A 26,698-nucleotide genomic window follows, 5' to 3' on the forward strand; every position below is an offset into this window, starting at 1 on the left:
CCCGAGCATGAAAGTGACGGGCGTGATCCTCTTGAGTGAATCGCACGAACCAATATAGTGGTACACGGGAGATGGCGGAAGCCGCGCTGAATGCAACCAATCTATGCATCAAACGCCATACCTCAACTCTGCCAATTACGATCAAGAGATGCCTGAACCGGACCTCAACCTCCTTTTCGCGCTCGACGCGTTGCTCACCGAGAAAAACGTGACGCGCGCCGCCCGGTCGTTGCATTTGAGCGCTTCCGCAATGAGTCGCACGCTTACCCGCCTTCGCGCTGCGACCGGCGATCCTTTGCTGGTCCGGGCCGGGCGCAACATGGTGCTGACTGCCTATGCCGAAGAGATTCGGAAGCAAACGAAAAATATCGTTCATGAGGCGCGTTCCCTGCTCCAGCCGTCACCGGTGATGCCGGATTTTTCAACGCTGCGTAGAACGCTTAAGATTCGTGCCAATGAAGCTTTCGTGGAAGCCTTCGGTGCAACATTGATTGCTGAAGTGACGGCACTTGCGCCGCATGTGCGTTTGCACTTTTCGTCCAGATCGGAAAGGAACGCGGAATATCTGCGAAACGGCTCCGCCGATCTTGAGATTGGTGTACTGGAAGGAATGGGGCCGGAAGTCCGTGTCCAGGCATTGTTTCGGGACCACTACCTGGGCGTTGTCAGAAAGGGGCATCCGCTCGAAGCGGAACAGGAAGTGACCATCGGGCAGTACGCAGCGTTTGGCCACGTAGTTGCCCCGCACGGTCGCCATATCATCGACTCGCTTGACGCTGCAATTGCCCTGTCAGGATTCGAACGAACAACCGTGGCGATCGTGCCGAGCTTTCCCGCAGCGTTGGCGGTGGCTAGAGCGTCCGATCTGGTAGCGCTACTGCCTGCGTCTTTCATGAAAAGTCAGTACGACTCATCCGTCGACGCCTGTTCCTTTGAGCTTCCTGTGGCGACTGATCGCTTTACGATTTCTCAAATGTGGCATCCTCGTTTGGAGAATGACCCTGTTCATCGTTGGCTTCGGCAACGGGTTCTCACAGTGTGTCGCCAGCGGGTGCCGTTCTGAGCGCAAGTGATCGGTTTCGGGAAAGCGTTGTCCTCGTCCGCTCACGTCAACCGCCGCCAGCGGACGCCTCGTGCTCCGATTGGTGACGACGATAGAGTTCGAGCGTGAGCGCCTGCCCGTCGTGCGATAGAAATGTCGCGGCCCCTTCGGCGGAACCTTCAGCGGACTCGGCAACACGGGCGAACATCGATGCCTCGTATTCCATCACGGCGTCGTCCCAAGGCGAGTCCGAAGCCAGCAATCGCGCAAGTTCGGCCGCGTCGAACATGGCGTTATTCACTCCTTCTCCACCGAAGGGTGACATGACATGCGCCGCATCACCGATCAGCGTAAGACCTTTTCGATGCGTCCAGCAGTGCCCTACAGGCAGGGCATAGATCGGCCGTATTGCAAAATGCTCGTTACTGGCCCGAAACAGATCGAGGATGTTGTCGGCAAATCCCGAGTACTCGCGTATCAGCCCTTCGCGGACGGCATTCGGCGATGTGAAATCGAAGCGACGCTCCACCCAGCCAGGCGGAACGCGTAAGATCGCATAGCCGCGAAAGTGCGAGTTGGCATTGCGCTGCACGATGAGTGCCTTGCCGTCGCCTTCCACGCTCATCTTGCCGCGTCCGACCAGTCGCGCCAGCGCCGGATGGGAGCGGTCGACGTCGTCGATACCGAATTCGACGAAACAAAGGCCGCTGTACTGAGGCTTGTATGGCGACAAGAGTGGCCGCACGCGCGACCAGGTACCGTCGGCGCCGACCACAAGATCGAAGGGCCCTTCAAGGCTGTCGTCAAATGCCAGCGTCCAGCGCCCGTCGCCATTGTCGCGAACCTCGCGCAGTTGCCGGTTCCATTGAACCACGCCGTCAGGCAGTGCATCGAGCAGCATGGTGCGCAAAGCCGTCCGGTCGACTTCGGGCCGATTGCCGCTGGCCGCATCCCGCTCCTCGAACAGTAACTGTCCACGCTCGTCCAGCAAACGCGTACCTTGATCCTCATAACGGGCGATAGCCTGGAACGCATCCGTCAACCCGGCGCGTTGCACCGCCAGCAGGCCGGATTCTTCATGCAGGTCCAACGTACCACCCTGCGGCCGTTCGAGCGAATGCGCCTCCCGCTCGAATACCGTGACGGCCATGCCGTGAAGATGAAGAATACGGGCGAGCGTCAGTCCGCCGGGACCACCGCCGACAACGGCAATCTTCGGGCTTGCGTTCATCGGAGAATCCATTAAGATAGGTACCTATTCAATATATATAGGCACCTATTGATATGTCAAGTGAATCACAAATCGAAGACCCGGCTCGCCCCATGCGGCTAATCGGTCAAGTGTCCCGGGCATTTGCGAGATTGGTCGACGCGCCGCTGCGTCAGTTGGGATTCGCGATCGGCCAGTTGCCCGTTCTGGTCACGCTGAAAAAGGCCGGCGCCTTGTCCCAGGCAGAATTGGCACGCATGGCGCAGGTTGAGCAGTCCAGCATGGCCCAACTCCTGAATCGCATGGAACGTGACAACCTGGTCAGGCGCGTGCCTGATCCGGCCGATGGGCGCAGCCGGCTGATCTCGTTGACTGCGCGCGCGTCCAGACAGATGCCCAATGGCAAACTGATAATGGACGAAGTCTGCGAAACGGCCTTGACGGGCTTTACCAGCGAAGAGCGATCGCAGCTGGTGAGTTTGTTGCTGAGGATCGACGCAAATCTGGAACAGGCGCTAGCGGATAGGGACAGTGGCTGATAGCGTGCTGACCGATATGGCCTGGCGCGGCGGGAGGGGTCTGTTCATCTTCACCGACGCTTGATACGCAGCATCTCACCCGAGTGCCGCCCCGGCGTCCGGGACTGCACGCAGAGTCCGCAAACGGCGCGACCTGTGCGGCGGTCCGTCAACAGCGGATTTCCCGCTCCCCAGATACGCATCCCGCAGGGTATCGAGTTCCAGCAGCGTTCGCGCATTGCCTTGCGCGACTACCCGGCCACTCTCGAGCACGTACCCGGATTGGGCATAGCGCAGCGCAATCGCCGCGTTCTGCTCGGCCAATAAGAAGCTCACGCCATCGTCCCGATTGAGGGCCGCCACGATCTCGAAGATCTCTTCAACGATCTGCGGAGCGAGTCCCATAGACGGCTCATCGAGCAGGACCAGCGCAGGCCGCGCCATCAACGCGCGGCCAATCGCGACCATCTGCTGTTCTCCGCCGGACGTATAGCCCGCAAGCGTCCTGCGACGCTCCTTGAGCCGCGGAAAAATCCCGTAGATGCGCTCGAGGTCCGCCTCGAGGTCAGCCCGTCCTGGCCGCCGTACGAAAGCGCCCAGCCGCAGATTCTCCTCGACGGACAGATGCGCAAAACAACGCCGCCCCTCCAATACCTGCACGAGCCCGCGCCCGGCGAGCGTCCACGGGTCGGCGTCGGTAATCGCATCGCCACGATACGCGATACGGCCAGAGGTCAGCTCGCCTCGCTCGGCACGTATCAGGCTCGAGATAGCCTTCAGCGTAGTGGTCTTGCCGGCGCCATTGCCGCCCAGCAACGCGACAATGGCGCCGGCCGGCACCGTCAGAGAAACACCGCGCAAGGCCGCAATGAGCTGGCCATACGTCACGGCGATTTCTTCGACCTGCAGAATCGGGGCGGCACTCATGCTCAGATATCCTTGCTGCAATCGCGCGGCGTAATGCCTTTTTCCCTGGCGTACGCATTGGCCGACTTCTCGATGATCGGACGCAGCAGCGCACGATCTGCCTGAACCCAACCGCTAATGACTTTCCACTGCTGGCCGTCCCATTGCTGGAAGCGTACGGCGCCGCCGCCTTCGTGATCGGCGCACGAGAGTTTCAACGGCTGAACCAGCCCGTACGCACCCAGTTGCCTGAGACGCGCGTCGTCGAGATTCAGATGCTCGAAGCCCCAGCGTACCTGTTCGCCGGTGAGCGGTTTGTTGCCGAACTTTGCCTGTGCCACGCGCAACGCCTCGACATTCAGAATACCGTTGACCACGCCGAGGTTGTAGTACACCGTCCCGAAGCGCGCGGGGTCTTTCAGGTTGCCGTTCCCCGGTTTGATCACATATTGATTGATGGCCTGAATGACGGGGAAGTCGGTACCTGAAGGATGCGTCGTGATCGAAATGAAGCCTTTTGCGGCGTCGCCTGCCGGCCGCGCGTCTTCTTCCGAATTGCTCCAGATGTTGCCGATAATGTGATTGGCAGGAAAGCCCACTTTTTGCGCCGATTTCAACGCGACCGGATTCATCACCCCCCAGCCGCGCAGAATCACCCAGTCCGGATTGATCCGGTGAATGGTGAGCCACTGCGAACCTTGCTCGTTACCCGGATGCGGCACTTCGATCTGCGTGAGTTCGAAGCCGTACTTTTTGGCGAGTGCATCCAGCACGGGAATCGTCTCACGGCCGTACGGCGAGCCGTGGTAGAGCACCACGATCTTCTTGCCCTTGAGCTGATTCAACCCGCCCGATTGCTGGCCGATGTAATTGACGATCGCGGAGACTTCGCTGTACGGATTGAGTTGCAGCGGAAAGACATACGGAAAGACAGCGCCGTCGGTGGAATCCGTGCGGCCGTGGTTGATCGTGATGAGCGGAATCTTATCGGCAGTCGACCGGTCGAGCGTCGCATACGCAATACCGACCGACAGCGGATTGGTCGCCGCCGCGGGTGCGCCGTTCAGCCCGCTCTTGAGCCGTTCATAGCATTCCACTCCTTTTTCCACGACGTATTCGGTTTCGCATTCGCTCCAGGTCAGCTTCACGCCATTGACACCGCCATCGCGCTTATTGATGAGGTTCATATAGTCGATGAAGCCGCCAAAGAACCCGCTGCCGCCCGCCGCATACGGGCCGACGCGGTAGCTTTGCAGCGGGAAGTATTCCTCGCCCGCAGCCTGAGCGGTGGATAAGAATGCAGCGGTGAGCGCAAGCGTCAGGCTCGCGGCAGCCGCCACGCGCGACACCGTCCCGCGCCTTTTGAAGGAGTCGATGAAATTCATGCTGTGTGGACCTTGAATGGTTAAGCGGTGATTTGAAAAGCGACGAGAGAAATGAGTGCTATGCGCGCAGCGGCCAGTCACGCAGACGATTACGCACGGTCTGGACCAGTCTTGCGAGTCCGTCCGGCTCCTTGATCAGAAAAACGATAATCAGCGTGCCGAACAGGATCTTCTGCAGGTTCTGCAACTGGCCGGCTTCGATACCGACGGTAGCGAGCGCGCCGGCCGCGTTCGAGAGAAGAATAGGGAGCAGGACGATGAAGGCCGCGCCCAGAAAATTCCCGCCGATGCTGCTCATGCCGCCAATGATGATGATGAACAGAACCTGAAACGACAGGTTGAGATCGAAACCGTGCGGCTCGACCGTGCCCAGATAAGCGAATGCCCAAAGCGCGCCCGCAATGCCGGTCACGAACGAACTCAATGCGAATGCGAGCAGCTTGGTCCGGCCGATGGGAATGCCGATCACGCGCGCGGCAGTGTCCATGTCGCGCACGGCCATCCAGCGCCGGCCCAGTTCGCTACGCACGAGACGGGCTGCCAGAATGAACAGCACAGAGGTGACGCCCAGCACGAACAGGTATCGCGCGGCGGGCGTATCGATCTTCCAGCCGAACGCAGTCAGGCGCGGCGCGCTGAGTACGCCCGAGGTATCGTCGTTGGAAAACCAGCTCACCCGCGTAAAGATCCACTCGACAAAGAACTGCGCGGCCAGAGTCGAGACAATCAGATAAAAGCCCTTGATCCGCAGACTCGGCAAGCCGAACAGCGCACCGACAACGGCCGAAATCAGGCCGCCAAGCAGTAGATCGACGGCCAGCGGCAAGGCCGGCACTCGCACCAGAAGGTTGTAGGTCGCGTACGCGCCGACCGACATGAAGGCAGCGGAGCCGAGTGAGAGTTGTCCCGCATAGCCGGTGACGAGGTTCAGACCCAGTCCCGCCAGTGAGAGCACGAGAAACGGAATCAGAATCGCGTTGAGCCAGTAGTCGTTGCCGAATACCGGCACGACAACGAAAGCGATCAGCACGAGAACCGCAGCAAGCCAGACCTTCAGCAGCGGCCGTTGCTGTGGGTACGGTTTAAACGTGCGCGGAGCGCTCAGCGTAGTGTCAGGAGATGACATAAGCGGCCTCACACGCGTTCGACGGCGGGTTCGCCGAATAGACCGACCGGCCGCGCAAGCAGGAAAAGCATGGCGAGCAGATAAGGAAACCAGTTTTCTATGCCGCCGCCGAGCAGGCTGCCCACATACACCTCGGCGAGCTTCTCCGACGCGCCGATCAGCAGACCGCCCACAATCGCCCCGCCGATCGACGAAAACCCGCCGATGATCAACACCGGCAGCGCCTTCAGCACGACCAGCGACAGCGAGAACTGCACGCCGAGCCGCGCGCCCCACAGCAGCCCCGCCACGAGGCTGACGAAGCCCGCCAGCGCCCAGACGATCGCCCAGACACGCGGCAGCCGTACGCCGATGGCCAGTGCCGCAAGTGGGTCGTCGGCGACCGCGCGCAGCGACAACCCGAGCCGCGTACGGTTGGTCAATAGCGAAAGGCCGATCACCAGCACGCCGGCGGTGGCCGCGGCAAAGATGTCGAACTGACTGATCATGATGCCGCCGACGTTCAGCGGCTTGTCGTCGATGCCCAGATCCAGTCCGTGCACCTGCGCGCCCCAGAACAGCTGCGCGGCACCTTCGAGAATGAAGCTCAGACCCAGGGTCGCCATGAACAGAACGATGGGCGGCCGGCTGACCAGCGGGCGCAGTACGAGACGGCCGATCAGCAAGGCAATCAGCACGAGCGCGCCGAGGGTCACGCCGAACGCGAGCACCGGCTTGACATGCCGCTCGACCAGGCTCACGTAGGTGAGCGCGCCGAACAGCACCATCGACCCCTGCGCGAAATTGAACACGCCGGACGCTTTATAGATCAGCACGAAACCGATCGCGACCATCGAATACATCACGCCCGCCAGCAAACCACCTACGAGCACTTCGAGGAAAAATCCCATAATCTCCAGTCTCTCAATGACGGGTGCCGAGATAGGCGGCGAGCACGTCCGGGTTGCTGCGGACCTCGGCGGGTGCGCCGTCGGCGATCTTCTTGCCGTAGTCGAGCACGACCACGTGATCCGACAGACCCATGACCACGCCGATGTCGTGCTCGATCAGCACCACGGTCACGCCGAATTGCGTGTTGGCGTCGAGCACGTAGCCGGCCATGACGTGCTTTTCGTCGGCATTCATACCGGCCATCGGCTCGTCGAGCAGCAGCAGACGCGGCTCGGCGGCGAGGGCACGAGCCAGTTCAACGCGCTTCTGCACACCGTAAGGCAGCGTGCCGACAGTGGTGTGCCGATAACGCTGCAAGTCGAGCGCGTCGATCACCACCTCGGCATAGCTGCGTTGCACCGTTTCGTCGCTGCGCGCGCGGCCTACGTTCAAGGTCTGTTCGAGCCACGTGCTGCGCCGGTGCAGATTGCGGCCGGTGAGCACGTTGTCCAGGACGCTCATACGGCGAAACAGCGCGATGTTCTGGAACGTGCGCGCAATACCGCTATGCGCGGCGTGATACGGATTCATCCGCCGATAGGCGTGGCCGTCGAAATGCACGCTGCCGCGCTGCGGCTGATAGACCCCGTTGATGACATTGAGCAGCGAGCTTTTGCCCGCGCCGTTCGGGCCGATCAATGCGCAGATTTCACCCGCGCGCACCGCGAAGCTGATATCGGTGATCGCGTTCACGCCTTTGAAAGACAGCGAGATGTGATCGAGCGATAACAGCGCGTTGGAAGACGTAGTCATGGAATGTTCAGTCATGCATCAATACGCCGGTTGTTCCGCCGCGCCGTCCGCCGCGTGGCGCTGGTGTGCCGGTGCTTCACGCCGATGCTCGATGCGCCGCCACTCGCCGGTATCGGGCCACGCGCGCACGTCCACACGTAATGCGGCGAATAGCGCGGCGGTCGTCCCGTCGAGCGGCGGCCCGATGACGAGCGCCGCATGCGTGCGCGAAAAGCCGATTACTTCACGCAACGGCCGGCTGATGAACCACCACGTCAAGACGCGCAAAAGCGGGCCGCCCTGCCTGCGCTGCGCCCGGTTGATGAGGCGCCGCCGCCAGGAGCGTGCGCCCGGCAAACGGTCGTCGACGAGTTGAGCCACCCGCGCGTAGGTTTCGCGTGTGCCGGCCACCAGCGTCGGCGCAAGTTCGCGGCGATCGTTGTCGCGGGTCGCGAGCGACTCCGGAAAATTCAGGCGAAAGCCGCTCAGCAGCCAGGGCGCGATCAGGTAGCGCGCCTGAGAGGCAGCGGCGAATGCGCGTGCGGCAAACGCTTCGTCGTCCGCGCCCAGTTTCTCCGTGCCGACGAGCCGCTGCGCTTCCTGTGCCAGCGTCGCATGGGACAGACGCTGCGCGACGAGTTGCCGGTCAGCGTCGAGACGCACCAACGCGAAGGCGTCGTCGTGAGGTTGGGCAACGGAAGCGAAGCCGCCTTCATGCGGGATCGCCAGTGTGCGATAGTCGGTCACGGCGGGATGCGGGTGTGGCGTCAGATTGCGCGGGTTGGCGTCGATCACTCGCAAGCCTTCGTGCGCCAGCAAACGATCCACCTGGGTGTCGTCTTCGGCGAACACGAAGCGTGGGGCAAGATGCGTGAGAACGGCGCGCAACGCCTCATCGGAGAGGTGCGGGTCGAGCGGTATCGCCACGCCGCCGTTCCACTGCGCCGCGAGCGACAACAGCAACGCCTCCTCGCGCGGATGACTGACGAACAGCAGCGCGTCGCCCGCCGCAAAACCGCGTTGTGCGAGACCGGCTGCCAGCTGTTCGACCGCCGTAGCCACCTCGTGCCACGACAACGCGTGCCATGCGCCCAGCCGTTTATGGCGCAAGGCGACGGCATGCGGCCGGTGCTGCGCCTGATGGCGCAGCCAGTCCGGTAGCGTCGACGGCTGTGGGTTCGCCATGATCAGGCGGCTCTCGCCTGCTGCTTGCGTTCGAGCTCGCGCACCAGCGGCAGGACCCGTTTGCCGAAGTACTCCACTTCTTCGATGAAATGAAGGAAGCCGGTCAGCACGAGATCCACGCCCACCGATTTCAATTCGACGATACGCTCGGCGATCTGCTGCGGCGTACCGATGAGATTGGTGCGGAAGCCGTCGTTGTATTGCACGAGGTCTTCGAAACTCGACCTGGCCCAATTGCCTTCACCTTCCGGCGATGCCTGGCCCGCCTGCTTGACGGCGTCGCCGAACGCATGCACGGCTTCGACGTGCGCGTGCCTGATGATGTCGGCGAGTACCGCCTGGGCTTCTTCTTCGGTATCGCGCGCGATCACGAACGCGTTCACGCCAATGCGCACCTTGTGATTGTTTTTGGTCGCCTTGGCCTGGATGTCGTCGATCTGGGTTTTCAGGTTCTCCGGAGTATTGCCGTTGGTGAAGTACCAGTCGGACACGCTGGCGGCGTTATCGCGCGCGGCACGTGAACTGCCGCCCTGGAAGATCTCCGGATGAGGCTTCTGGATCGGCTTGGGACTCAGCGTGTAATCGTTGAAGCGATAGAAGTCGCCCTTGAACGTGAAGTTGTCCTGCGTCCAGATGCCTTTGAGCGCCTGAATGAATTCTTTTGAACGGCGATAGCGTTCATCGTGTTCGAGCCACGGCTCGCCGATCGCCGTGAACTCTCCCTTGAACCAGCCGCTTACCACGTTGATCGCAATGCGGCCATTTGAAATATGGTCGATCGTGGCCAGTTGTTTGGCGACAACAGCGGGGTGCCACGGGCCCGGCAAAATCGCCGCCAGGACTTTGAGTCTGGTCGTTGCGTGCAACAGGGCCTGACTGAACGAAACCGACTCATGCTGAAATTCGGCACCGTAGCCGGCAGTGAAACGGATCTGGCTCAGCGCGTATTCGAACCCGGCCTGTTCAGCGGTCTGCGCGAGTTTCTCGTTGTACTCGAGACTCCAGTCGGTGCGCTGTTCGATCGTGCTGACGACAAGGCCGCCGCTGACATTGGGCACCCAGTAGGCGAACTTGACGGCGTCGTCGTGAGAGTGGTTCTGGCTCATGGTGGTCCTGATGATTGAGTGAAGGGTTTATGCAGCCGCTGTTGCGGCTCGCGGAAACGAAGCGGGCAGGCGGCCCGCGTGCAGCCACGGCAGCGCGCGCGACACCGCCAGTTGAATGCGCTCCTCCAGTGCAGGATTGGAAATCGCATAGCCGCTGAAATCGGCCTCGGACGCATACACGCCGATCGGCAGCGTGCGTGCCTGAAAGAAGCTGAACAGCGGACGTAACTGATGATCGATGACGAGCGCGTGACGATCGCTGCCGCCGGTTGCCGCGAGCAGAACCGGCACATCGAACAGCGCCTCGTGATGCACGAGATCGAACAGATGCTTGAAAAGTCCCATATACGACGCCCGATAGACCGGGCTCGCCGCGATCAGCAAGTCGGCCGATTCAATCGCCTCGATGTGTGCTTCGACGTCAGCCGGGACGTGCGCGCGACGAACCGCGCCGGCGAGACCCGGCGCAATCTCACCGAGCTCGATGAGGTGCGTGTCGACTGGCACCGCGTCGCCGAGTGCGGCGAGCACACGTTCGACCACCACCAGAGTGCGTGACGGCCGCTGCAATCCACCGGAGACCGCGACCACTTTCAATCTGTTGCTCATTCGAACAATCCTTTCAATCGATAGCGAATTAATCGGGACTGCAGCCTGTTTAGCGAAGACCATGCCATCCGGTTTTTCGCGGACGCACGCTGCCCGGGACGAGCAGGCCGATTTAACCGGATTGCGCGCCAAACCAAAGGGCATAACCGTTTGAGAATGTTGGCCGGCCGCATATCGCGATGGCATGGAACCATTGCAGCCTGACGTATGAAGCTGGTGAAGCAATATGGCCTCAGCGCTGCTGCTGGAGCAGCAGCGCCGGGTGTCGAATACACGCATGCAGGTGTTCAGTATTCCGACATGTATGCCTCCCCGAGTAGCTCCATGCCGGAATGCTGATGCAGAGGCAGCATCCATAACGACGCTGCTGCGTAATCAGCAATTCGACTTTGGTTACCACAACAAAATGCATCCGAAGTTGCGGCAGATCGTCAGAATACGTCTCTCAGGAAGCAACTCTGAGCGACGCCGTTCCACATCCATCGGCCGACACATGATGGTCCACGCCCGCCAGCAGCACAGCGAGTGTCTTTATCCCTATGAATTCGACCTACCTACTGCCGGACGCCCCGGCATCCCTGCTATCGGGCACAGAGACAGCCCCGATGACTGAAACACCGCTGCGGATCGCGCAGCGGCTCGCGGTGTCGTTTGCCACGACGGCCGCCGAGCGCGACGCGCAGGGCGGAACACCGAAAGCCGAACGCGACGCACTGCGCGCCAGCGGTCTGCTCGCCATGAGCATTCCCGTAGCGCACGGCGGTCTCGGTGCGAACTGGCGGCAGACTCTGGACGTGATACGCACGCTTGGCCGTGCCGACAGTTCGCTCGGCCACGTCTTCGGCTTTCATCATCTGATGCTGGCGACCGTGCGGCTGTTCGGCTCGCCGCCGCAGTGGCGCGCGTGGTTCGAGCAGACTGCCCGCCATCAATGGTTCTGGGGGAACGCGCTAAATCCGCTCGATGAACGGGCCGTCAGCCACTCGTACGCGGATTGGCGGGAGTTCACTGGACAGAAGAGCTTCTGCTCCGGCGCGCTCGATTCCGAAATGCTGATCGCGTCCGCGCGGGACGCCGGGACAGGAACGTTGCTGGTCGCGGCAGTACCGACCGGGCGCACAGGTATCTCTGTCGCGGAGGACTGGAATAACATCGGTCAGCGGCAAACGGATAGCGGCACGGTGACGCTGGAAAAGGTGCGAGTGGAGAATCACGAGATTCTGACCGACCCTGGGCCATTGTCGACGCCGTTTGCGTGCCTGCGTCCGTTGCTCGCGCAATTGATCCTGACGAATATCTATCTCAGCATCGGCGAAAGCGCATTCAACGATGCCCGCCACTACACATTGCATGAGGCGCGTCCGTGGCATGCGTCCGGCGTGCAAACCACTTCAGCGGATCCTTATATTCTCGGCCAGTACGGTGAGTTCTGGGCGGGCCTCGAAGCGGCGCGATTATTGACCGACCGCGCCGCCGATCGCTTCGACGCCGCGTGGAGCGAGCAGGATGCGCTGACCGATGCCGAGCGCGGCGAAGTCGCATTGGCGGTCGCCACGGCCAAAGTCGCCGCCACTGAAATCGGGCTCCATATCTGTACCCGCATGTTCGACGTAGCCGGCGCGCGCGCGACGCATGGCGCACTGAGGCTGGACCGCCACTGGCGAAACTTGCGCACCCATACGCTCCACGACCCCCTCGCCTACAAGCTTAGAGAAATCGGCGAATGGGCCCTGACGCAACGATATCCGACGCCGAGCTTCTACTCATGAACTATTCACTCAATCACGGGATAACGGACAGGCCAACCGTAGTGCGAACCGATGCGCCGCCGTTGCTGACCATGCCCGACAAGCGTGCGCTGACCACCTCCATTCGCGCCACGGCACAGGTCTTCTCGGACCCGCAATCGCTGGCACTGCTCGAACGGATTCGCATGGTGGCGCCGAGCGACGCCAACGTGCTCGTGATCGGCGAAACCGGTACCGGCAAGGAACTGGTTGCGCGCCACGTGCATAACCTCAGTGCCCGCAAGGACGGGCCGTTCGTGGCGGTCAACTGCGGCGCGTTTTCCGAGTCGCTGGTGGAAAGCGAATTGTTCGGCCACGAGAAAGGTGCGTTCACCGGCGCGTTCTGCGCGAAACCCGGCTGGTTCGAAGCGGCCAACGGCGGCACGCTGTTTCTGGACGAAATCGGCGATCTGCCGCTCTCGATGCAGGTCAAACTGCTGCGCGTGCTGCAGGAGCGGGAGATCGTGCGGCTCGGCTCACGCAGGAGCATTCCGATCGACGTACGCGTTCTGGCCGCCACCAATGTGCATCTTCAGGACGCGGTGGCGGCGGGACATTTCCGGGAGGACCTGTTCTATCGCCTGAACGTCGTGCATCTGGCGGTGCCTACGTTGCGCGACCGGCCCGGCGATATCTTGCCGCTCGCCCGGTATTTCATAGAAGAGTACCGGAACCGCCTGGGCTACGGCCCTGTCGGCATCGAACCGCGCGCCGAGCGCAAGCTGCTCGCGCATAGCTGGCCCGGCAACATTCGCGAGCTTGAAAACGTCATCCATTACGCGTTACTGGTGTGCCGCAGCGATTCGCTCGGCGAGGGCGATCTGCAGATCTCGTCCTTCGGAACGCATGCGCCGCGACGCACAGCCAGCGAGCCGGTTTCGACTACACCGCTTGAAGGATTGGAGGAGGCGTTGCGTCATCTTTTCGGTAACGCGGAAGGCAACCTGTTCGAACAGATCGAAGATACCGTCATGCGTGTGGCGTTCGACTTCTGCTACCGGAATCAGATTCAGGCGGCACGACTGCTGGGCATCAGCCGCAACGTGCTGCGGGCACGCCTGATTCGCGCCAAACAGATTTCGGCGCAGAAATAGGCGCAATTGCATCTGGCGGGGCCGATACGTCATTTTCTGCACCGTTGAACCGATAAGCGAGCCGACCGTAAGACCGGCCCACATGACACTGCGTGCTAACCGCGAAACCGGATCAGATCACACTGCTCTGCTGTTGCCGATCTGCCAGACGAAGGGCGGCTCCTTGCCATTGATTTCCCAGTCACCAATGATCCGTTCCTTGTAGATAAGCGGATTGTGCGATGCCGCTGTGCGTGCGTTCCGCCAGTGCCGGTCCAATAGTTTGCTTTCGCTGACGCCCGACGCGCCGAGCGCATTGAACAGATCGGTCGTCGCCTGAAGAATCAGACCTGCCACAGCCACCTGCGCCTTTGCGGATTCTATTTCGGCCGCCACGTTTGCAGCCTGTTCGGCCTCACGGTCCGCGCCGAAGCGGGCTTCGTACGCTCTTTGCGACGGCTCTGCCGCGCGCACTGCCGCAGCCTCCGCAGCGTACACGCGCGCCGCGATCTGCCCCACCACCTGCTGAACCTGAACGTCTTCGCTAACGCGTGGCGCGTTGCCGTGGCTATAGATCCGGGTGCGATTGCGCACCTCACGCGAGATGTCACGCAATGCCGCGCGTCCCGTACCCGCGATCACGGCGATCAGTACGAGTTGATAGAACGCCGTCTGGTATTTGAAGCGCGTAGAGAAGTCGATGATGTTCTCTTCTTCGACCACGGCGTTTTCAAACACGGAGGTCCCGCTTCCGGTGGTACGTTGGCCAAATCCGTCCCAATCGTCGCTTTGTTTGACGCCGGCCTGATGCGTATTCACTGCGGCGATGACATCCGCGCCGTTGTCGTCGCGCTGCGCGTAGACGTCGATCCAGTCGGCAAAGATGCTCCCCGTGCTGTAATACTTGGTTCCGTTGACGACCCATTGGTTGCCGCGGCGCGAGACGCGCGTGATGACGTCGCCTATCTTGACTTCGCCGACTTCGGTCCACGCATTGCCGACTATTTCACCCGCTACGAAGCGCTGGAGCCATTTGTCCCGCGCCGCGCCGGGCGCGGCATTAATCCTGTCCTCGACGAAAGCGAAATGGCCGCGCAACGCCTGCGGCAGACTCGAGTCGGCCTCGGCCAGTTCGATCAGTAGCTGCACGAGTTGCGGAAGCGTCGCGCCGGCGCCGCCGTACTCGATCGGTACTCTGACCGCGCCGAAGCCGGCAGCCTTCAGCCAGGCAATCTGCTCGTGCGGCAATGCGAGAGTGCGTTCGCGTTCGAGCGCGCCTTCTGCAATCCGGTTGAAGATGGGGCGGAATCTGGCGGCCAGCTGTTCATAGTCGGTACCGCGTGAAAGTGGCGATGTTTCGTGTTGGTTTCGTGCTGTCATGCGCCAGCTCCAAGGTCGATGTGTGGAATGAGGCGGAGCGATCCGGCTCCCGTCATGAAGAACAGAGAGCACAAGATATGCCATCGCGCTAACCGTCTATCGGCCTTGATGAATGAGGAGAGCAAAGAATTTTCGCTGCTGGCGCCGAAGCAGTGTGCTGGTGAACTGCTTGCTTGGGAGCAGCGCACAGCGTTGTAGCGCCGGCTTGTCCGCTGAAGCTCGAACCACTGGTTGGCCGCCGCAGCGTGGCAGATGTCTGCGCGGAGGCCCGACATGGCTGCTCATGCCGATGTCGAGAGAATCGCTTCGACCACCGCCTCCCGCGCCAGCAGATAACCTTCGCTACGCGGTCCGCCGTTGATCGCCGCATCGATAAATGCACGCTTGGCGGATTCATCCGCGAATCCGGCCGGAAAGATCGAATCGATATCGGAGAAGAAAGTCGAGAACGGGCAGATCTGGCAAGCAGACGCGAGCGGAGCCTGCCAAAGCGCGCCGCCCACGTTCGCCACAGGCGCCATGTTGTTGATGTCGGCCAGCCGGGTCAATGCGTGCCGGTCTTCGGACACGAGATGCAGGCGCTCTTCCCAGATCAGCAGTTGCGCCAGCTTCACGAATGCGCCATTGCGCTTGAGGCCCTGTGGCGCGCGGGGGCGAGTCGCCAGCCAGCCCGCCAGTCGCTCGGCCGGCATCGGCGCAGCGATCGCGTAACCTTGCACGGCATCCGCGCCCAGAATTCCAATGGCGTCGAGCAGGTCGACGTGTTCGATACCTTCGACCACCACCGACTTCCCGAGCGAGTGACCGAGCCTCGTCAACTGATAGATGAAGCGCAATACGCTATTGGCATCCTGATCGGCAAGGTTCGTGATGTTGCGATCAATCTTGATCCAGTCGAACGGCAACTGCCGCAGACGGTTCAGGCTGCTGTGACCCGAGCCCAGATCGTCTTCCGCGAGAATCACGCCCAGCGCCTTGAAGCGGTTCAGTGCCTGAAGGATGTCGTTGCTCGCGGGCAGATCGTCGGTTTCCAGCACCTCTAGCGTGAGAACATGTGGCGGGCAGCCGTGCTGCGCGAGTGCGTGCTGCGTCGCGGTGAAATAGCGGGCATCGCTGAGCGCAGCGGGAGGAAGGTTGACCGATACCGCAAGGTCGATGTCGTCCCGCAACCATGCATTTCTCTGCGCGAGAGCCTGGTTCAGGCCGCTCACGTAGAGATCGAAAAAGTCGTTCGAGGACAGGACCGGAAAAAATGCAGCGGGGCTCAGAATACGGTCCCCGTCCCGCAAGCGGGCGAGCGCCTCGATTTTCGTCACCTCTCCCGTCCCGAGGTCGAGTAAGGGCTGGTAATACATCAGCAACGCTTCAGAGTGGAGAAGCTCGGTCCAGCGCTGCCGTTGCGTATAGGGCACGGTGCGCGTGCGACCTTCGAAGTTTTCGATCCTGTCGATCGCGAGCCCCAGCAGACTCTGGAGCATGGCAACAAACGCGCTCTGATCTTCCGACGAATACCCGCCCGGATACGCGCTATAGAGCGAAAGAATCGCCTTCGCCGTTCTGCCCGGCTGCCGCAACGGAATCGCGATGCTGGAGCGAAAGCCGGCTATTCCTGCCCGCTCCCGCCAGGGTTTCATGCTTGGGTCCGTTGCAATATCGATCACCCGGTGCACCTCGCCGCTGCGCCACGCGCGCCCTGCCGGCCCCTGCCCTTGCGGCTGCAGCGGATCTGTGGTGATCTGGTATTCGGCACCCGCCTCGACGTGCGACACATACGTGCGGATCGCGCCGCCCGACGCGGACTCGAACCGGAACACCCCTTGTGAGTCAGGCCGGCCGACGGAACACCCTGCTACTTCTTCGTGGCGGCCAAGCAGATTCACCGTGAGGCTGATCAGGTCGGTGTAAGTCTCAGCCTCCCACGCAACGCGCGTGAGGGACATCAAAACCTGCTGCCGCGACGCCTGAATCTGTTGATATGCCTCGGTCTGGAAGGCAAGGTCACGAGTCAAGCGACGCCCCAACAGTGACAGTGCTTCGTTGTACGGCGCCGGGTCAATGCAACGGCGAATCTCCGCCGAGAGAATGATCCTGCTGCGCACCAGTTCTTCCCGGTCGAGGCCGACAATCGCGTGCACGCGGCCCACCCTCAACGCCATCTCGCGATGTGCCTGTGCGGTCAGATCGGGGGAGGCCATCTTCAGGAGCGTTTCTCGCTGCTTCGCTTTCAGGTGCGCCAGCTCGGCAGGCGAAAGCGCATCGAGAATGGCTTGCGACCTCGGCAGTGCTGCCAGTTTCAGGTAGAAGGCGTCGACTATATCCGCAGCGTGATCAGTCAACGCACTGAACAGCGAGGTAAAAACGAACCCACGTTCCGGACCGTAAAGATCCGCTTCGTCATCCATCAAATGATTACTTCCGCCGCTGCTTTGCGCAGGATTCGCCATAAGCTTGCAGTCTCTTGTGTCAATAGCGCGACGCATGTCCGGCGACGAACACCGGCGCTGACAATGCAGTTTCGATGAGCCGCCTGCACTCCCGGCATCGCATGAATGGATGTACGTGAACCCTATCATAGGGCATCCGTGCCCCATCCCGACATACCGCATATTCAGGGCCGCAGCGCGTCGCGCTTGATCGCCGTCAAACCCGGCCGCGCCGCATCGTCTACCGTGTTCAGAGTAGAAGGTCGACGGGGGCTCGCCGCCGCGCGGCAATGTCCACCGCCAATGCCTGGTCACCCGGAAGGAATCATGATGGCAGCGACGCTGAACGCCGCATTCAATGCAGCAGCCAGACCGTTCACGAAAACGGTTTGCTTCATTGCTGCTGCCTTCGCGCTTCTGGCAGCAGGCGGCTGCCAAACCTACGTCGTGCCGCCGAACGACGCTGAACTCAAGGCCTCATTGACAGACGTACTGGATCTCTATTCGCAGCGGCTGCGTCTCGTCAGCCGGATGACGGTAATCGCAAAAGACAAACTGAAGCGCGGGACGTCTACCCTCGCGGCGATTGCAAGCGCGCGCACGCGGGTTGTTGCCGCAGCGGCCACGCCCGCGCTTGCAAATGATCCCATTGCGTTCGCGCGTTTCGACGTTGCGCAAAGACAGCTCACCGAAGCAGTGTCCGCATTGATGGTCGAAGCCGAATCCGAACCGCGGCTGAATTCGGACGCCACTTTCCGTGCGCTTCAGGGCAACCTCGCCATCTGGTCGACTCGTATTGGATCCGCCCGCACCCGCTACGACCAGGCGGCCCAGATCTACAACGCAACGCTGCATACATTTCCGCATAACATTGCAGCCAGGCTGTGCGCTGAACAGGAGAAACCTGTTTTCAGCGTAATGGACCGCCGGCCTTCAGGAAGCCTCCCGCACATCGACTTCCGGGAATTGCGTGGGACTCTACGCGTCTAGCCGCCAGAACAAGGGGCCACGCTGTTTCCAGTAATGGCTGGCTAGAACCGGTGGCGCAGACCGACAGCCGCGACGAATTGATTCGCCCCCGAGGCACGCGAAAAGTTCGAGATCTGGGCGCCCTGAATTCCCGTGCCCTGTAACTGGTTCGCACGTTGATATAACGCCTCGGCATACACGTCGGTTCGCTGTGAAAGGAAATACGTGTTCAACAACCCGAGCTGATGCCATTTCGGATAACGCACGCCGGCAGGTGTGTCGAACCGGCCATATGTAAATACGTAATTGGCCGAGACATGCCATTTGGGCGTAATGAAGTAGCGCAAATTGACCTCGGCATTTTCGAAGCGGACATTGTCGTGTGGCAGCGAAATCGCCGTATCGGCGACGTTGTTGATCGACGTTGCGTTGTCGAGCCGTGTTTCGCTCAGCACCAGACCGACAAGCGCGTCGTTGTACCGGTAGTTTCCGCCCAATGCGTACGTCCGTTGTCGATCGGCGTTGAAAGGCGCTCCCGCCGGTTCCGAGCCTTCCGTATTGGCAGTAGCGAGGTTCGAAGCGTGGTTGAACTGGAAGTAACCCGCACCAACGCGCATGCCGCCATAGTGGTAGCTGGCGCCCAGGCTGTACTCGCGGCTGTCGTCAAATGCGCCGGCCTTGTTTGAAAAGCCATACGTGCCGCCGAACGTCAGCCCGTGAAACTCCGGGCTCGAGTATTTGACCGAATTGTTCGTACGCGTGTAGTTATCCAGATTGTCGTTGTCGTACGGATGCGCGAAAGCCGTACCGCCGTATGCTGTTCCGCCGAGTGCGAAAGGCTCGACGTATTGAACCACTGCGTCGAACTGGCGGCCCAGCGTGACCGTTCCCGTACTCTTCGAAGCGAGCCCCACAAACGACTGAAACCCGAACAATCGCCCCTGCTGCGCGGCTGTTCCCGTCATGACGGAAAAGCCGTTGGTCAGCGTAAAGAGCGCATTCAGGTCGTGGGTAATGGGTTCTTCGCCCGTCAGCGCCCAGCGGCTGATGTTGACGTCACCGTTTTTTGCTTGCCAGGCCGACTGATGTCCCGACGTGTTGCCCGCATCGCTAACGTATGCAATGCCGGCGTCCATTGATCCGGTCAGCCGCAGCGAAGCTTGTGCATGAACGAGCGGCGACGTCATGGCCAGAAGCATGGTGAGTCGCAGCCGTGCGTGACGCCCAGTACCACGGCGATGCCAGTGGTTGTCCCCAAAGTGCGCGCAACGCGCGGCGGCGCGGCTTTGAGCCGCTTGCCTATGATTTTTCATTGGATGATGCGTAGAGTTGATATCGACGCCGGTCAGTGGTCCCCGTGACCTGTTTTCTATGGCGTGCGATTGTTGAGCGAATATTCCGCTCGCCTTTTTACCATCGCACTATCGCGGCTATATAGATGTCAATGTGCAAGGCACTCTTCCACCGGGCGTCGCTAATGGCGCTGCGCAATGCGTTCGATATGACGGGCGCCATGAGAGCCGCGCCCGGCCCGCCTGCCTTGATATGAGTCAATTGCCGCGCAGGCGATGCGCGCTACCGTCTCTTCTACCGTCCGCCATTTCAGTGCGATCATGCGGGGTGTCCTGCCGGGGTTGCCGAAGACATCCGCCCCGTTGCAGCCGGCGCGTGCGCGTTACCCGAGATTGTCCATCCTCCGTCAGGCGAATCCGAATCATGAGCTCCCCTCGCATTCTTTCCTCTGCGCTTCTTGCGCGCGTCTGCAGCGCCGACCAGGCGGCTTCATTCATCCAGCCGGACATGACCGTCGCCATGAGCGGCTTTACGGGCGCGGGCTACCCCAAAGCGGTGCCGGGCGCGCTGGCGGGTCACATCGAAGCCGCGCATGCGCGTGGCGAGGCGTTCAGGATCAACGTGCTGACGGGAGCGTCGACCGCGCCGGAACTCGACGGCGTACTGGCGCGAGCGAACGGCATCACCATGCGGCTGCCGTATCAGTCGGACCCCTTGTTACGCGACAAAATCAACGCAGGCGAGATGGAATATCTCGATCTTCATCTGAGCCATGTCGCCCAGCATGCGTGGTTCGGTTTCTTCGGAAAGATAGACGTCGCCATTGTGGAAGTGAGCGGCATCCGCGAGGACGGCCTGCTGATTCCGTCGTCATCTGTCGGCAACAACAAGACATGGCTCGAACTGGCCGATAAAGTGATTCTGGAAGTCAACTCGCGTCAGCCGGCCGGGCTGGATGGCATGCACGATATTTACTACGGCACGGCCCTGCCACCTCACCGCGTACCCATTCCGTTACTCACGCCCGGCGACAGGATCGGCGAAGCCTACCTGCGTTGCGATCCGGACAAGATCGTCGCGATCGTCGAAACCGATGCGCCGGACCGGAGCAACAGTTTCTCCCCACCCGATGCCACGTCCAGGCAGATTGCCGGGCACCTGATCGAATTCCTGCGTCATGAAGTGGCTCACGGCAGGCTGCCTGCGGGGCTCCTGCCATTGCAATCCGGAGTGGGCAACATCACGAATGCCGTGCTGGCGGAACTGGCGGAAGCCGGCTTCAAAGGACTGACTGCGTTCACCGAAGTGATTCAGGACGCCATGCTCGATTTGCTCGAGAACGGCACACTCAGCGTCGCCTCGGCCACCGCGCTTTCGTTGAGCCCGCCGGCGACACTTCGTTTTGCCGAGGAAATCGACCGTTTGCGCGAGCGCATCGTCTTGCGGCCGCAGGAAATCAGCAATCACCCGGAACTCGTCAGACGCCTCGGTTGCATTGCCATGAACGGCATGATCGAAGCGGACATCTACGGCAACGTCAATTCGACTCATGTAATGGGAAGCCGCATCCAGAACGGCATCGGTGGCTCCGGCGACTTCGCCCGCAATGGCTATCTCGCCTGTTTCATGTCCGCCAGCACCGCGAAGGGCGGCGACATTTCCCGGATCGTGCCAATGGCGAGCCACGTCGACCACACCGAACACGACGTCTCGGTGATCGTGACCGAGCAGGGTCTTGCCGATTTGCGCGGCCTGTCGCCGAAGCAGCGCGCGCGTCAGGTGATTGCGAACTGCGCGCACCCGGACTATCGTCCGCTTCTCGAAGACTACTTCCAGCGCGCCTGCTCCAACAGCTTCGGCAAGCACACTCCGCACCTTCTGGATGAATCGCTCGCGTGGCATGAGCGATATATCCGTACGGGTTCGATGAAGCCCTGAGAAAAATCGCGTACCAGGTGCGCTACGAACCGTGGAACTGGAACATGACCTGAACGCCGCCGTGTCGATGTTCAAGTTATAAGTCCCTCGGGTTCGCGCGCTCAGTCGCGCGGAAACGGCGCATCGCGATCGAGTAGCGCGGTCCGAACGAAATGCAGGCAACCGATTATCCTCAACATGCGATAGCGCTCCGCCGTATGAGGTTCCAGTTCCTCCAGATGCGTCTGTGCCGTGCTGATCGCCACGTTGACGGTCGCCAGCGCGCTTCTCAGATGCTTCACATTGGGTTGATCGAACAGCACGGGCAGCGCGCGCACCGCCATATCAATCGACGCTAGCCAGCGAGGCTTTGGTGTGCGGCCACTCACTCCGTTCGCCAACTGCAACTCGCCGCGGAGGTCGATGGTGGCGTGCCCCACTTCGAGTGTCGCAAGCATCCATTGCAAGGCGTCGCGGTGCCGATGCGATTGCGTGATGAGCAGCGTGCGCAATTGCGACATCAGGTCGTGGGTGCTCGACTGGAAGCGCCCGTCGAGACCGGGCAGCGGCGCGGTGCATGCCATTGCGATTTGCCCCCTCAAATGACGCTTGATCTTCTCGACGAGCCAGGGCATCTGGGGCGGAAAGATCACCGCGAACGCGAGTGCGCACAGCAGCATCGACACGAGAATGGAGAGCCCATTGTTCATGAGGACGTCGGGCGCATAGTCGATCACGTTATCGGGGCCGGCCAGCAGGCAGAAGAAAACGGCGAAGCCGACACCGTAGGCCGCCGTCGACCGCCGCGCCATGAGAAACGCGCCGAGGCCGAGCGGCAACAGAAGGGCGGCGCACAACAGCGGAAAGCCGTCGATCTTCGGGTAGACGTAGGACAGGAATATGCAGCCGAAGAGAAGCGAGAGCGCGGCCCCGGCTGCAATCTGCAAGGTGAATTTCGGCGGCACGGGCGAGGTCGAGCTCAAGGCGCAGGTGATGGCCGCGCCCGTTACCAGAAAGCTGCCGCCCGGCCACCCGGAGGCGATCCAGAACCAGCTTGCGGCGCCGACCGCCACTACCGTGCGAACAAATGCGAGTCCCACGACGTACGGGCTGGTCTGCGGCTCGTACCGCACGCGCGATTTGTCGAGCACATGCTTGCGCGAGTTGGCCAGCGAGAGGTAGATATCGCAGTACGACAGGAATTCCCCGACGAACCGGTGAACCAGTTCCATCGCCGTGACGTAATCCAGCATGGAACGTGGCGCGACCCGTTCGATCTCCCGCTGCGTTTCGCGTGCACGCCGCGCCAGACCGGTCTGGAAAGCCTTGATGCGCTCCATTAGCTCCGGCATCTCGGGCTCGCCCTTCTGCACCTTCCTGCCGACGTCCACGAGTAGCACGGACAGTTCATCAAGAAACGGGGAAATGGCCGCAATCGTTTCAGCAGCGCCGCTGCCGCGTAAGCGCTTGAGCAGTTGGTGCAGTGCATGCAGGCGGGCGCATGCATTCATGAAATCGCTATTCAGGCGTGCAAGCCGCGCTGCCCGGGCTCGCATATCGGGGTCTTCGTATGAGGCGAAGGTGCGCGTTGCCTCGAATCCGACGATCTCGTCGACAAGCGCGGCAAACCGCTTCTCGAACAGATCCGCTGGCAATGCCGTCGACAATACGCCTGCGGCGAAATCGGTGAACTCGATAGTCCGCTGTTTCAGTGTGCGGAAGAGCGTGGTCGTCGCCTGAATCGGAAAGACGAGCGCGCTCACCGCGCTCGAACACAGAATCCCGATCGATACCTCGGCAGCGCGCGTCAAAGCGGCCAGAAAAAGCGCATTGGGCGCCATTAGCGCCGGAACACCGATCAGCGCCGCCGTATAGCCGGCCAGTACGAAGCCGTACCAGCGAAAGTGGCGGTTTCGGACCGCCGCCGCTGTGCATACGCCAATCCAGCAGGTGAGGCCGAACAAATATAACTCCGGATCCTGCACGCAGACGCCGGCCAGCAGAATCGCAAACACAGTGCCTACGGCTGTGCCAATCACCCGATAGAAACTCTTTGCGAGCACCATGCCGCTGACGGGCTGCATCAGAACGAACACGGTCGTCATTGCGGTGCGCGGCTGCTGGAGGTCGAGCAGCATGGCAATGCCCAGCGCGAGCAACGCCGCCGCAACCGTCTTGAACAGATGCAGCCAGATCAGCCCGTCGTTGAGCGCCCAATGGGACGATGCCTTTCTCGCCAGCCTCAGCCAGCGCGAAACGTCTGTTCTTTGGCTCAATGACGGATTGCGTGAATATCGGATATCCATAGGAGAGCGCGGTGATTGCCCGTTGCGGAATTACACCGCGTCATGGCCTCATCCGGCGCCAGGGGGAAAGACTTTGATTCTAGGGCTGTCAAATACGTCTATTAAGCGGGTTCGCAAGGAACGTCCCTTGTCGCCAGGGTAACAATGCACCAGAATGGCGCGCACACATCATTCCCTTGCCCACTGGTGGATGAGGTCGGCATGGGCGATCCATCCTCATTCACCAAGGGTCCGTTCCACGCGAGGCGGATAATTTATTACGTCCTGCTTGCTAAAATTGGCCACATCAATCAGATACATGTGAGGTCCATGATGTTCAGGTCAGTTTTCCCGGTTGTTCTGGTCGCCGCCATTCTTTCCGCGCCGGCAATCACTTTTGCCCAGCAGTCCAATCAGCCGGTAACGCGTGCCCAGGTGCGCGCCGAACTCGTCGAACTGGAAAAGGCCGGCTACAACCCGGCGCGCGGCGAAGATCCGACGTACCCCGCCGACATCCAGGCGGCTGAAGCCAAAGTCGCAGCGCAACGGGCGTCGGCAAACGCATACGGCGGTTCGACCGGCGGCACCTCGGCGACGGGCACGAGCCGCGCTGTGGTTCCCGCTGTGATTCCGGTAGCCGGTCCGGATAGACAGTCGCTTTACAGCAAGCACTAAAGCGAACAGTGCGATCAGGGGGCGCGGGGCTGTAAGGGCCGCCGCGCCGTCGGCGTTGTTGGTGCTGGATAACTTCGGCTCGCGAAAAATGAGCCGCTTGCCATGCGGCTCACGTTGCTGCGAACCGCTCAGTGATCGACTCAGTGATCGAGATAGCTTTTCAAGGTGCTGATACCGTCGGAATGACGTAGCTTCTGCAATGCCTTGTTCTGTATCTGACGAACCCGTTCACGGGTGACATCGAACTGATCCCCGAGTTCTTCCAGCGTATGTTCGGAAACCGCATCGACACCAAAGCGTAGCTTGATCACTTTCGCTTCGCGCGGCGTCAGGACACCGAGCGCCGCGTCGATGGCCACGCGCAGATCGGCTTGCAGCAAGGCGTCGAGCGGCGCCAGTGCGGACGGGTCCTCGACCATTTCGCCGAGCGTGGTGTCTGCGTCTTCGCCGATCGGGACATCCAGCGAAACCGGTTGCCTCGTAACTCGCTGCACGCTGCGCACCTTTTCTTCGCTCATGCCGAGCCGCGCAGCGAGTTCGCTGGAACGCGCCTGACGGCCCGTTTCCTGGCGCATCTCGCCCGCCACCCTCTTGACGCGGTGCATGGCGTCAGCCATATGAACCGGCACCCGTATGGTACGGCCGTAGTCTGCTATGGCTCGCGAGACCGACTGACGGATCCACCAGGTGGCGTACGTGGAGAATTTGAAGCCACGCCGGTATTCGAAGCGATCCACTGCTTTCATCAAGCCGATGTTGCCTTCCTGAACCAGATCGAGCAACGGCATGCCGCTTTGCACATATTTCTTTGCAACTGAAACGACGAGCCGCAGGTTCGCTTCGATCATCGCGCGGCGTGCGTCCTGAAGCTCGCGATCCGCCACGTTCATCTTTCTGCTGATCCGTTTCAGCTCCTGCAATGACAAACCTTCGCGCGCCTCGATTTGCGCGAGTTTTTCCTGCTGGCCATGAATCGAAGGCGCGCAGCGCATCAACGCCGCACTGCAGGCCGGCGCCGCTGCGGCCGCGCGTGCAAGCCATTCAGGATCGGTTTCGCTTCCGACGAAGGTTTCGACGAACATGTCACGCACCATGCCACCTTGATTCACGGCAAGGCGTAAAACGTTTCTCTCGATTCCGCGAATCTCCTCGACCGCTCGTCGCACGTCGGCACTGAGTTCGCCGATTGTCCGTGCGCTGAAGCGGATCTGCCCGAGTGTAGATGCGATCAGAACGAGCGTGGACTGTGCGTCTTCGCGCCGGCCGGTTGTTCCAGCAACCGCTGCCCGCCACGACGCCAGCTGTTCGCGCACCTGCAAAAAGATTGCATTGCAACCCGCCGTCAATCGGGCGATGCGGGCTTCATCGGCCTCGATCGCGCCGGTTGAATCGTTGGCGTTGGAGGGAACACCGTCGTCGACTTTGCTGCCCGCGGCGCCCTCCGCCGTCGCACCCTGCATTGCCGGAAGCATTTCATCGGGCTGCTGTTCGAGGAATCCGTCAACCAGATCGTCGATGTCGAGTTCGCCCGCTGCGACGCGATCCGCGCGCGCGAGTATCGCGTCAACCGTCGCGGGGCGCAAGGCGATCACCTCGAGCATTTCCCGCAAGCAGGCCTCGATACGACGCGCGACGGCAATTTCGCCTTCGCGCGTCAGGAGCGGGGTCGCGCCCATTTCGCGCAGATAGGCGCGCATCGGATCCGCTGCCGGCCCGGGTTCGGATATGGCGATTGTCAGCGCCGTGGCCGTTTCGTCTTCGGCGACGTCGTCGGGGGCTGATTGCTGGGCCGCGTCGCCCAGCAGAAGCGCATCGCCCGTAGGCGCGAAATCGCGCACGGCAATGCCCACGTCGTTAAACGCCTTGACGATTCCTTCAATGGCGTCTGCCTGTGCAACGCAATCCGGCAGGTGGTCGACTATTTCGGTGTGGGTCAGGAAGCCGCGCTCCTTGCCGAGCTTCATCAACGCGCGCAACTGCATTTCCCTTGAGTCTTGTTCCATCGACACGTGCACCGCTTTCTCCATCCTGGCTGCATGCCTCCACAAGCAAGGTCGACGCGCGTAGCCGCATGCGTTGGGTGGCGCCGACACACTGGCACGGCGCCCGATATGGGCGTAGGCCGAGTGCTTCAGGTTAAAATTCTA

Annotated in this window: 21 protein-coding genes; 7 read left to right on the top strand and 14 right to left on the bottom strand. The window is 61.3% G+C overall.

Features of this window, described 5'->3' with window-relative positions; translation table 11 throughout:
- The first annotated feature begins 148 nt into the window (after positions 1-148).
- A complete protein-coding gene (locus PDMSB3_RS34200; protein ID WP_035517412.1) occupies positions 149-1,063 on the top strand; it encodes a LysR family transcriptional regulator in 915 nt (304 codons plus the stop codon).
- Positions 1,064-1,109: 46 nt separating this feature from the next.
- Here PDMSB3_RS34200 and PDMSB3_RS34205 read toward each other — a convergent pair whose 3' ends face one another.
- Positions 1,110-2,273: an FAD-dependent oxidoreductase gene (locus PDMSB3_RS34205; RefSeq protein ID WP_165189367.1), complete on the bottom strand. Its 1,164-nt coding sequence runs from the start codon at positions 2,271-2,273 to the stop codon at positions 1,110-1,112.
- A 53-nt stretch (positions 2,274-2,326) separates the two neighbouring features.
- On the opposite strand from PDMSB3_RS34205, the gene PDMSB3_RS34210 reads away from it, so the two are divergent.
- Positions 2,327-2,791: a MarR family winged helix-turn-helix transcriptional regulator gene (locus PDMSB3_RS34210; RefSeq protein ID WP_007178333.1), complete on the top strand. Its 465-nt coding sequence runs from the start codon at positions 2,327-2,329 to the stop codon at positions 2,789-2,791.
- Between the two features lie 75 nt (positions 2,792-2,866).
- On the opposite strand, the gene PDMSB3_RS34215 is transcribed toward PDMSB3_RS34210, so the two are convergent.
- Genes PDMSB3_RS34215 through msuE form a run of 8 tightly spaced genes read right to left on the bottom strand, consistent with a single transcriptional unit; the run spans position 2,867 to position 10,749 of the window.
- A complete protein-coding gene (locus PDMSB3_RS34215) occupies positions 2,867-3,697 on the bottom strand; it encodes an ABC transporter ATP-binding protein (RefSeq protein ID WP_007178334.1) in 831 nt (276 codons plus the stop codon).
- Positions 3,698-3,699: 2 nt separating this feature from the next.
- The gene (locus PDMSB3_RS34220) at positions 3,700-5,061 is read right to left on the bottom strand and encodes an ABC transporter substrate-binding protein (protein ID WP_007178335.1); all 1,362 of its coding nucleotides are present in this window, start codon (positions 5,059-5,061) and stop codon (positions 3,700-3,702) included.
- Positions 5,062-5,119: 58 nt separating this feature from the next.
- Positions 5,120-6,187, bottom strand: a complete 1,068-nt coding sequence (locus PDMSB3_RS34225; protein ID WP_007178336.1) for a branched-chain amino acid ABC transporter permease — start codon at positions 6,185-6,187, stop codon at positions 5,120-5,122.
- 8 nt (positions 6,188-6,195) lie between these two features.
- The gene (locus PDMSB3_RS34230; RefSeq protein WP_007178337.1) at positions 6,196-7,077 is read right to left on the bottom strand and encodes a branched-chain amino acid ABC transporter permease; all 882 of its coding nucleotides are present in this window, start codon (positions 7,075-7,077) and stop codon (positions 6,196-6,198) included.
- A gap of 13 nt (positions 7,078-7,090) precedes the next feature.
- Positions 7,091-7,870: an ABC transporter ATP-binding protein gene (locus tag PDMSB3_RS34235; protein WP_007178338.1), complete on the bottom strand. Its 780-nt coding sequence runs from the start codon at positions 7,868-7,870 to the stop codon at positions 7,091-7,093.
- A gap of 18 nt (positions 7,871-7,888) precedes the next feature.
- On the bottom strand, positions 7,889-9,034 hold the full coding sequence (locus PDMSB3_RS34240) for an AMP-binding protein (protein WP_165189369.1): 1,146 nt from the start codon (positions 9,032-9,034) through the stop codon (positions 7,889-7,891).
- A gap of 2 nt (positions 9,035-9,036) precedes the next feature.
- Entirely contained in the window at positions 9,037-10,140 is a 1,104-nt protein-coding gene (sfnG, locus tag PDMSB3_RS34245) for a dimethylsulfone monooxygenase SfnG (protein ID WP_007178340.1), read from the bottom strand.
- A 27-nt stretch (positions 10,141-10,167) separates the two neighbouring features.
- Positions 10,168-10,749 carry an FMN reductase gene (msuE, locus tag PDMSB3_RS34250; protein ID WP_165189372.1) on the bottom strand — a complete coding sequence of 194 codons (582 nt, stop codon included), beginning with the start codon at positions 10,747-10,749 and terminating at the stop codon, positions 10,168-10,170.
- Between the two features lie 605 nt (positions 10,750-11,354).
- Between msuE and PDMSB3_RS34255 the strand changes: the two genes are divergently transcribed.
- Together PDMSB3_RS34255 and PDMSB3_RS34260 are read left to right on the top strand one after the other, a co-directional pair.
- The gene (locus tag PDMSB3_RS34255) at positions 11,355-12,518 is read left to right on the top strand and encodes an acyl-CoA dehydrogenase family protein (protein ID WP_165189375.1); all 1,164 of its coding nucleotides are present in this window, start codon (positions 11,355-11,357) and stop codon (positions 12,516-12,518) included.
- Entirely contained in the window at positions 12,515-13,630 is a 1,116-nt protein-coding gene (locus PDMSB3_RS34260) for a sigma-54 interaction domain-containing protein (RefSeq protein ID WP_157187726.1), read from the top strand. The genes PDMSB3_RS34255 and PDMSB3_RS34260 overlap by 4 nt, the downstream gene beginning before the upstream one ends.
- 117 nt (positions 13,631-13,747) lie before the next feature.
- Here the strand turns inward: PDMSB3_RS34260 and PDMSB3_RS34265 are convergent, their stop codons facing one another.
- Both PDMSB3_RS34265 and PDMSB3_RS34270 read right to left on the bottom strand, forming a co-directional pair.
- Positions 13,748-14,989: an acyl-CoA dehydrogenase family protein gene (locus tag PDMSB3_RS34265; protein ID WP_165189378.1), complete on the bottom strand. Its 1,242-nt coding sequence runs from the start codon at positions 14,987-14,989 to the stop codon at positions 13,748-13,750.
- A 281-nt stretch (positions 14,990-15,270) separates the two neighbouring features.
- Positions 15,271-17,391: an EAL domain-containing protein gene (locus tag PDMSB3_RS34270; RefSeq protein WP_232064394.1), complete on the bottom strand. Its 2,121-nt coding sequence runs from the start codon at positions 17,389-17,391 to the stop codon at positions 15,271-15,273.
- A 228-nt stretch (positions 17,392-17,619) separates the two neighbouring features.
- Here PDMSB3_RS34270 and PDMSB3_RS34275 point away from each other — a divergent pair, with 228 nt between their 5' ends.
- Positions 17,620-18,402: a LemA family protein gene (locus tag PDMSB3_RS34275; protein WP_232064395.1), complete on the top strand. Its 783-nt coding sequence runs from the start codon at positions 17,620-17,622 to the stop codon at positions 18,400-18,402.
- Positions 18,403-18,443: 41 nt separating this feature from the next.
- Here the strand turns inward: PDMSB3_RS34275 and PDMSB3_RS34280 are convergent, their stop codons facing one another.
- Positions 18,444-19,580 (bottom strand): porin, encoded by a 1,137-nt coding sequence (locus PDMSB3_RS34280; protein ID WP_165189384.1) that lies wholly within the window; start codon positions 19,578-19,580, stop codon positions 18,444-18,446.
- Between the two features lie 517 nt (positions 19,581-20,097).
- Between PDMSB3_RS34280 and PDMSB3_RS34285 the strand changes: the two genes are divergently transcribed.
- Positions 20,098-21,612, top strand: a complete 1,515-nt coding sequence (locus tag PDMSB3_RS34285; RefSeq protein WP_165189387.1) for an acetyl-CoA hydrolase/transferase family protein — start codon at positions 20,098-20,100, stop codon at positions 21,610-21,612.
- 101 nt (positions 21,613-21,713) lie between these two features.
- On the opposite strand, the gene PDMSB3_RS34290 is transcribed toward PDMSB3_RS34285, so the two are convergent.
- A complete protein-coding gene (locus PDMSB3_RS34290; protein ID WP_165189390.1) occupies positions 21,714-23,897 on the bottom strand; it encodes an FUSC family protein in 2,184 nt (727 codons plus the stop codon).
- Between the two features lie 312 nt (positions 23,898-24,209).
- Here PDMSB3_RS34290 and PDMSB3_RS34295 point away from each other — a divergent pair, with 312 nt between their 5' ends.
- Positions 24,210-24,551: a DUF4148 domain-containing protein gene (locus tag PDMSB3_RS34295; RefSeq protein WP_007178350.1), complete on the top strand. Its 342-nt coding sequence runs from the start codon at positions 24,210-24,212 to the stop codon at positions 24,549-24,551.
- Positions 24,552-24,691: 140 nt separating this feature from the next.
- Here the strand turns inward: PDMSB3_RS34295 and rpoD are convergent, their stop codons facing one another.
- Positions 24,692-26,578, bottom strand: a complete 1,887-nt coding sequence (gene rpoD / locus PDMSB3_RS34300) for an RNA polymerase sigma factor RpoD (RefSeq protein WP_165189393.1) — start codon at positions 26,576-26,578, stop codon at positions 24,692-24,694.
- Positions 26,579-26,698 lie beyond the last annotated feature (120 nt).

The organism is Paraburkholderia dioscoreae, assembly GCF_902459535.1.
In the GTDB taxonomy this organism is placed as follows: Bacteria; Pseudomonadota; Gammaproteobacteria; order Burkholderiales; family Burkholderiaceae; genus Paraburkholderia; species Paraburkholderia dioscoreae.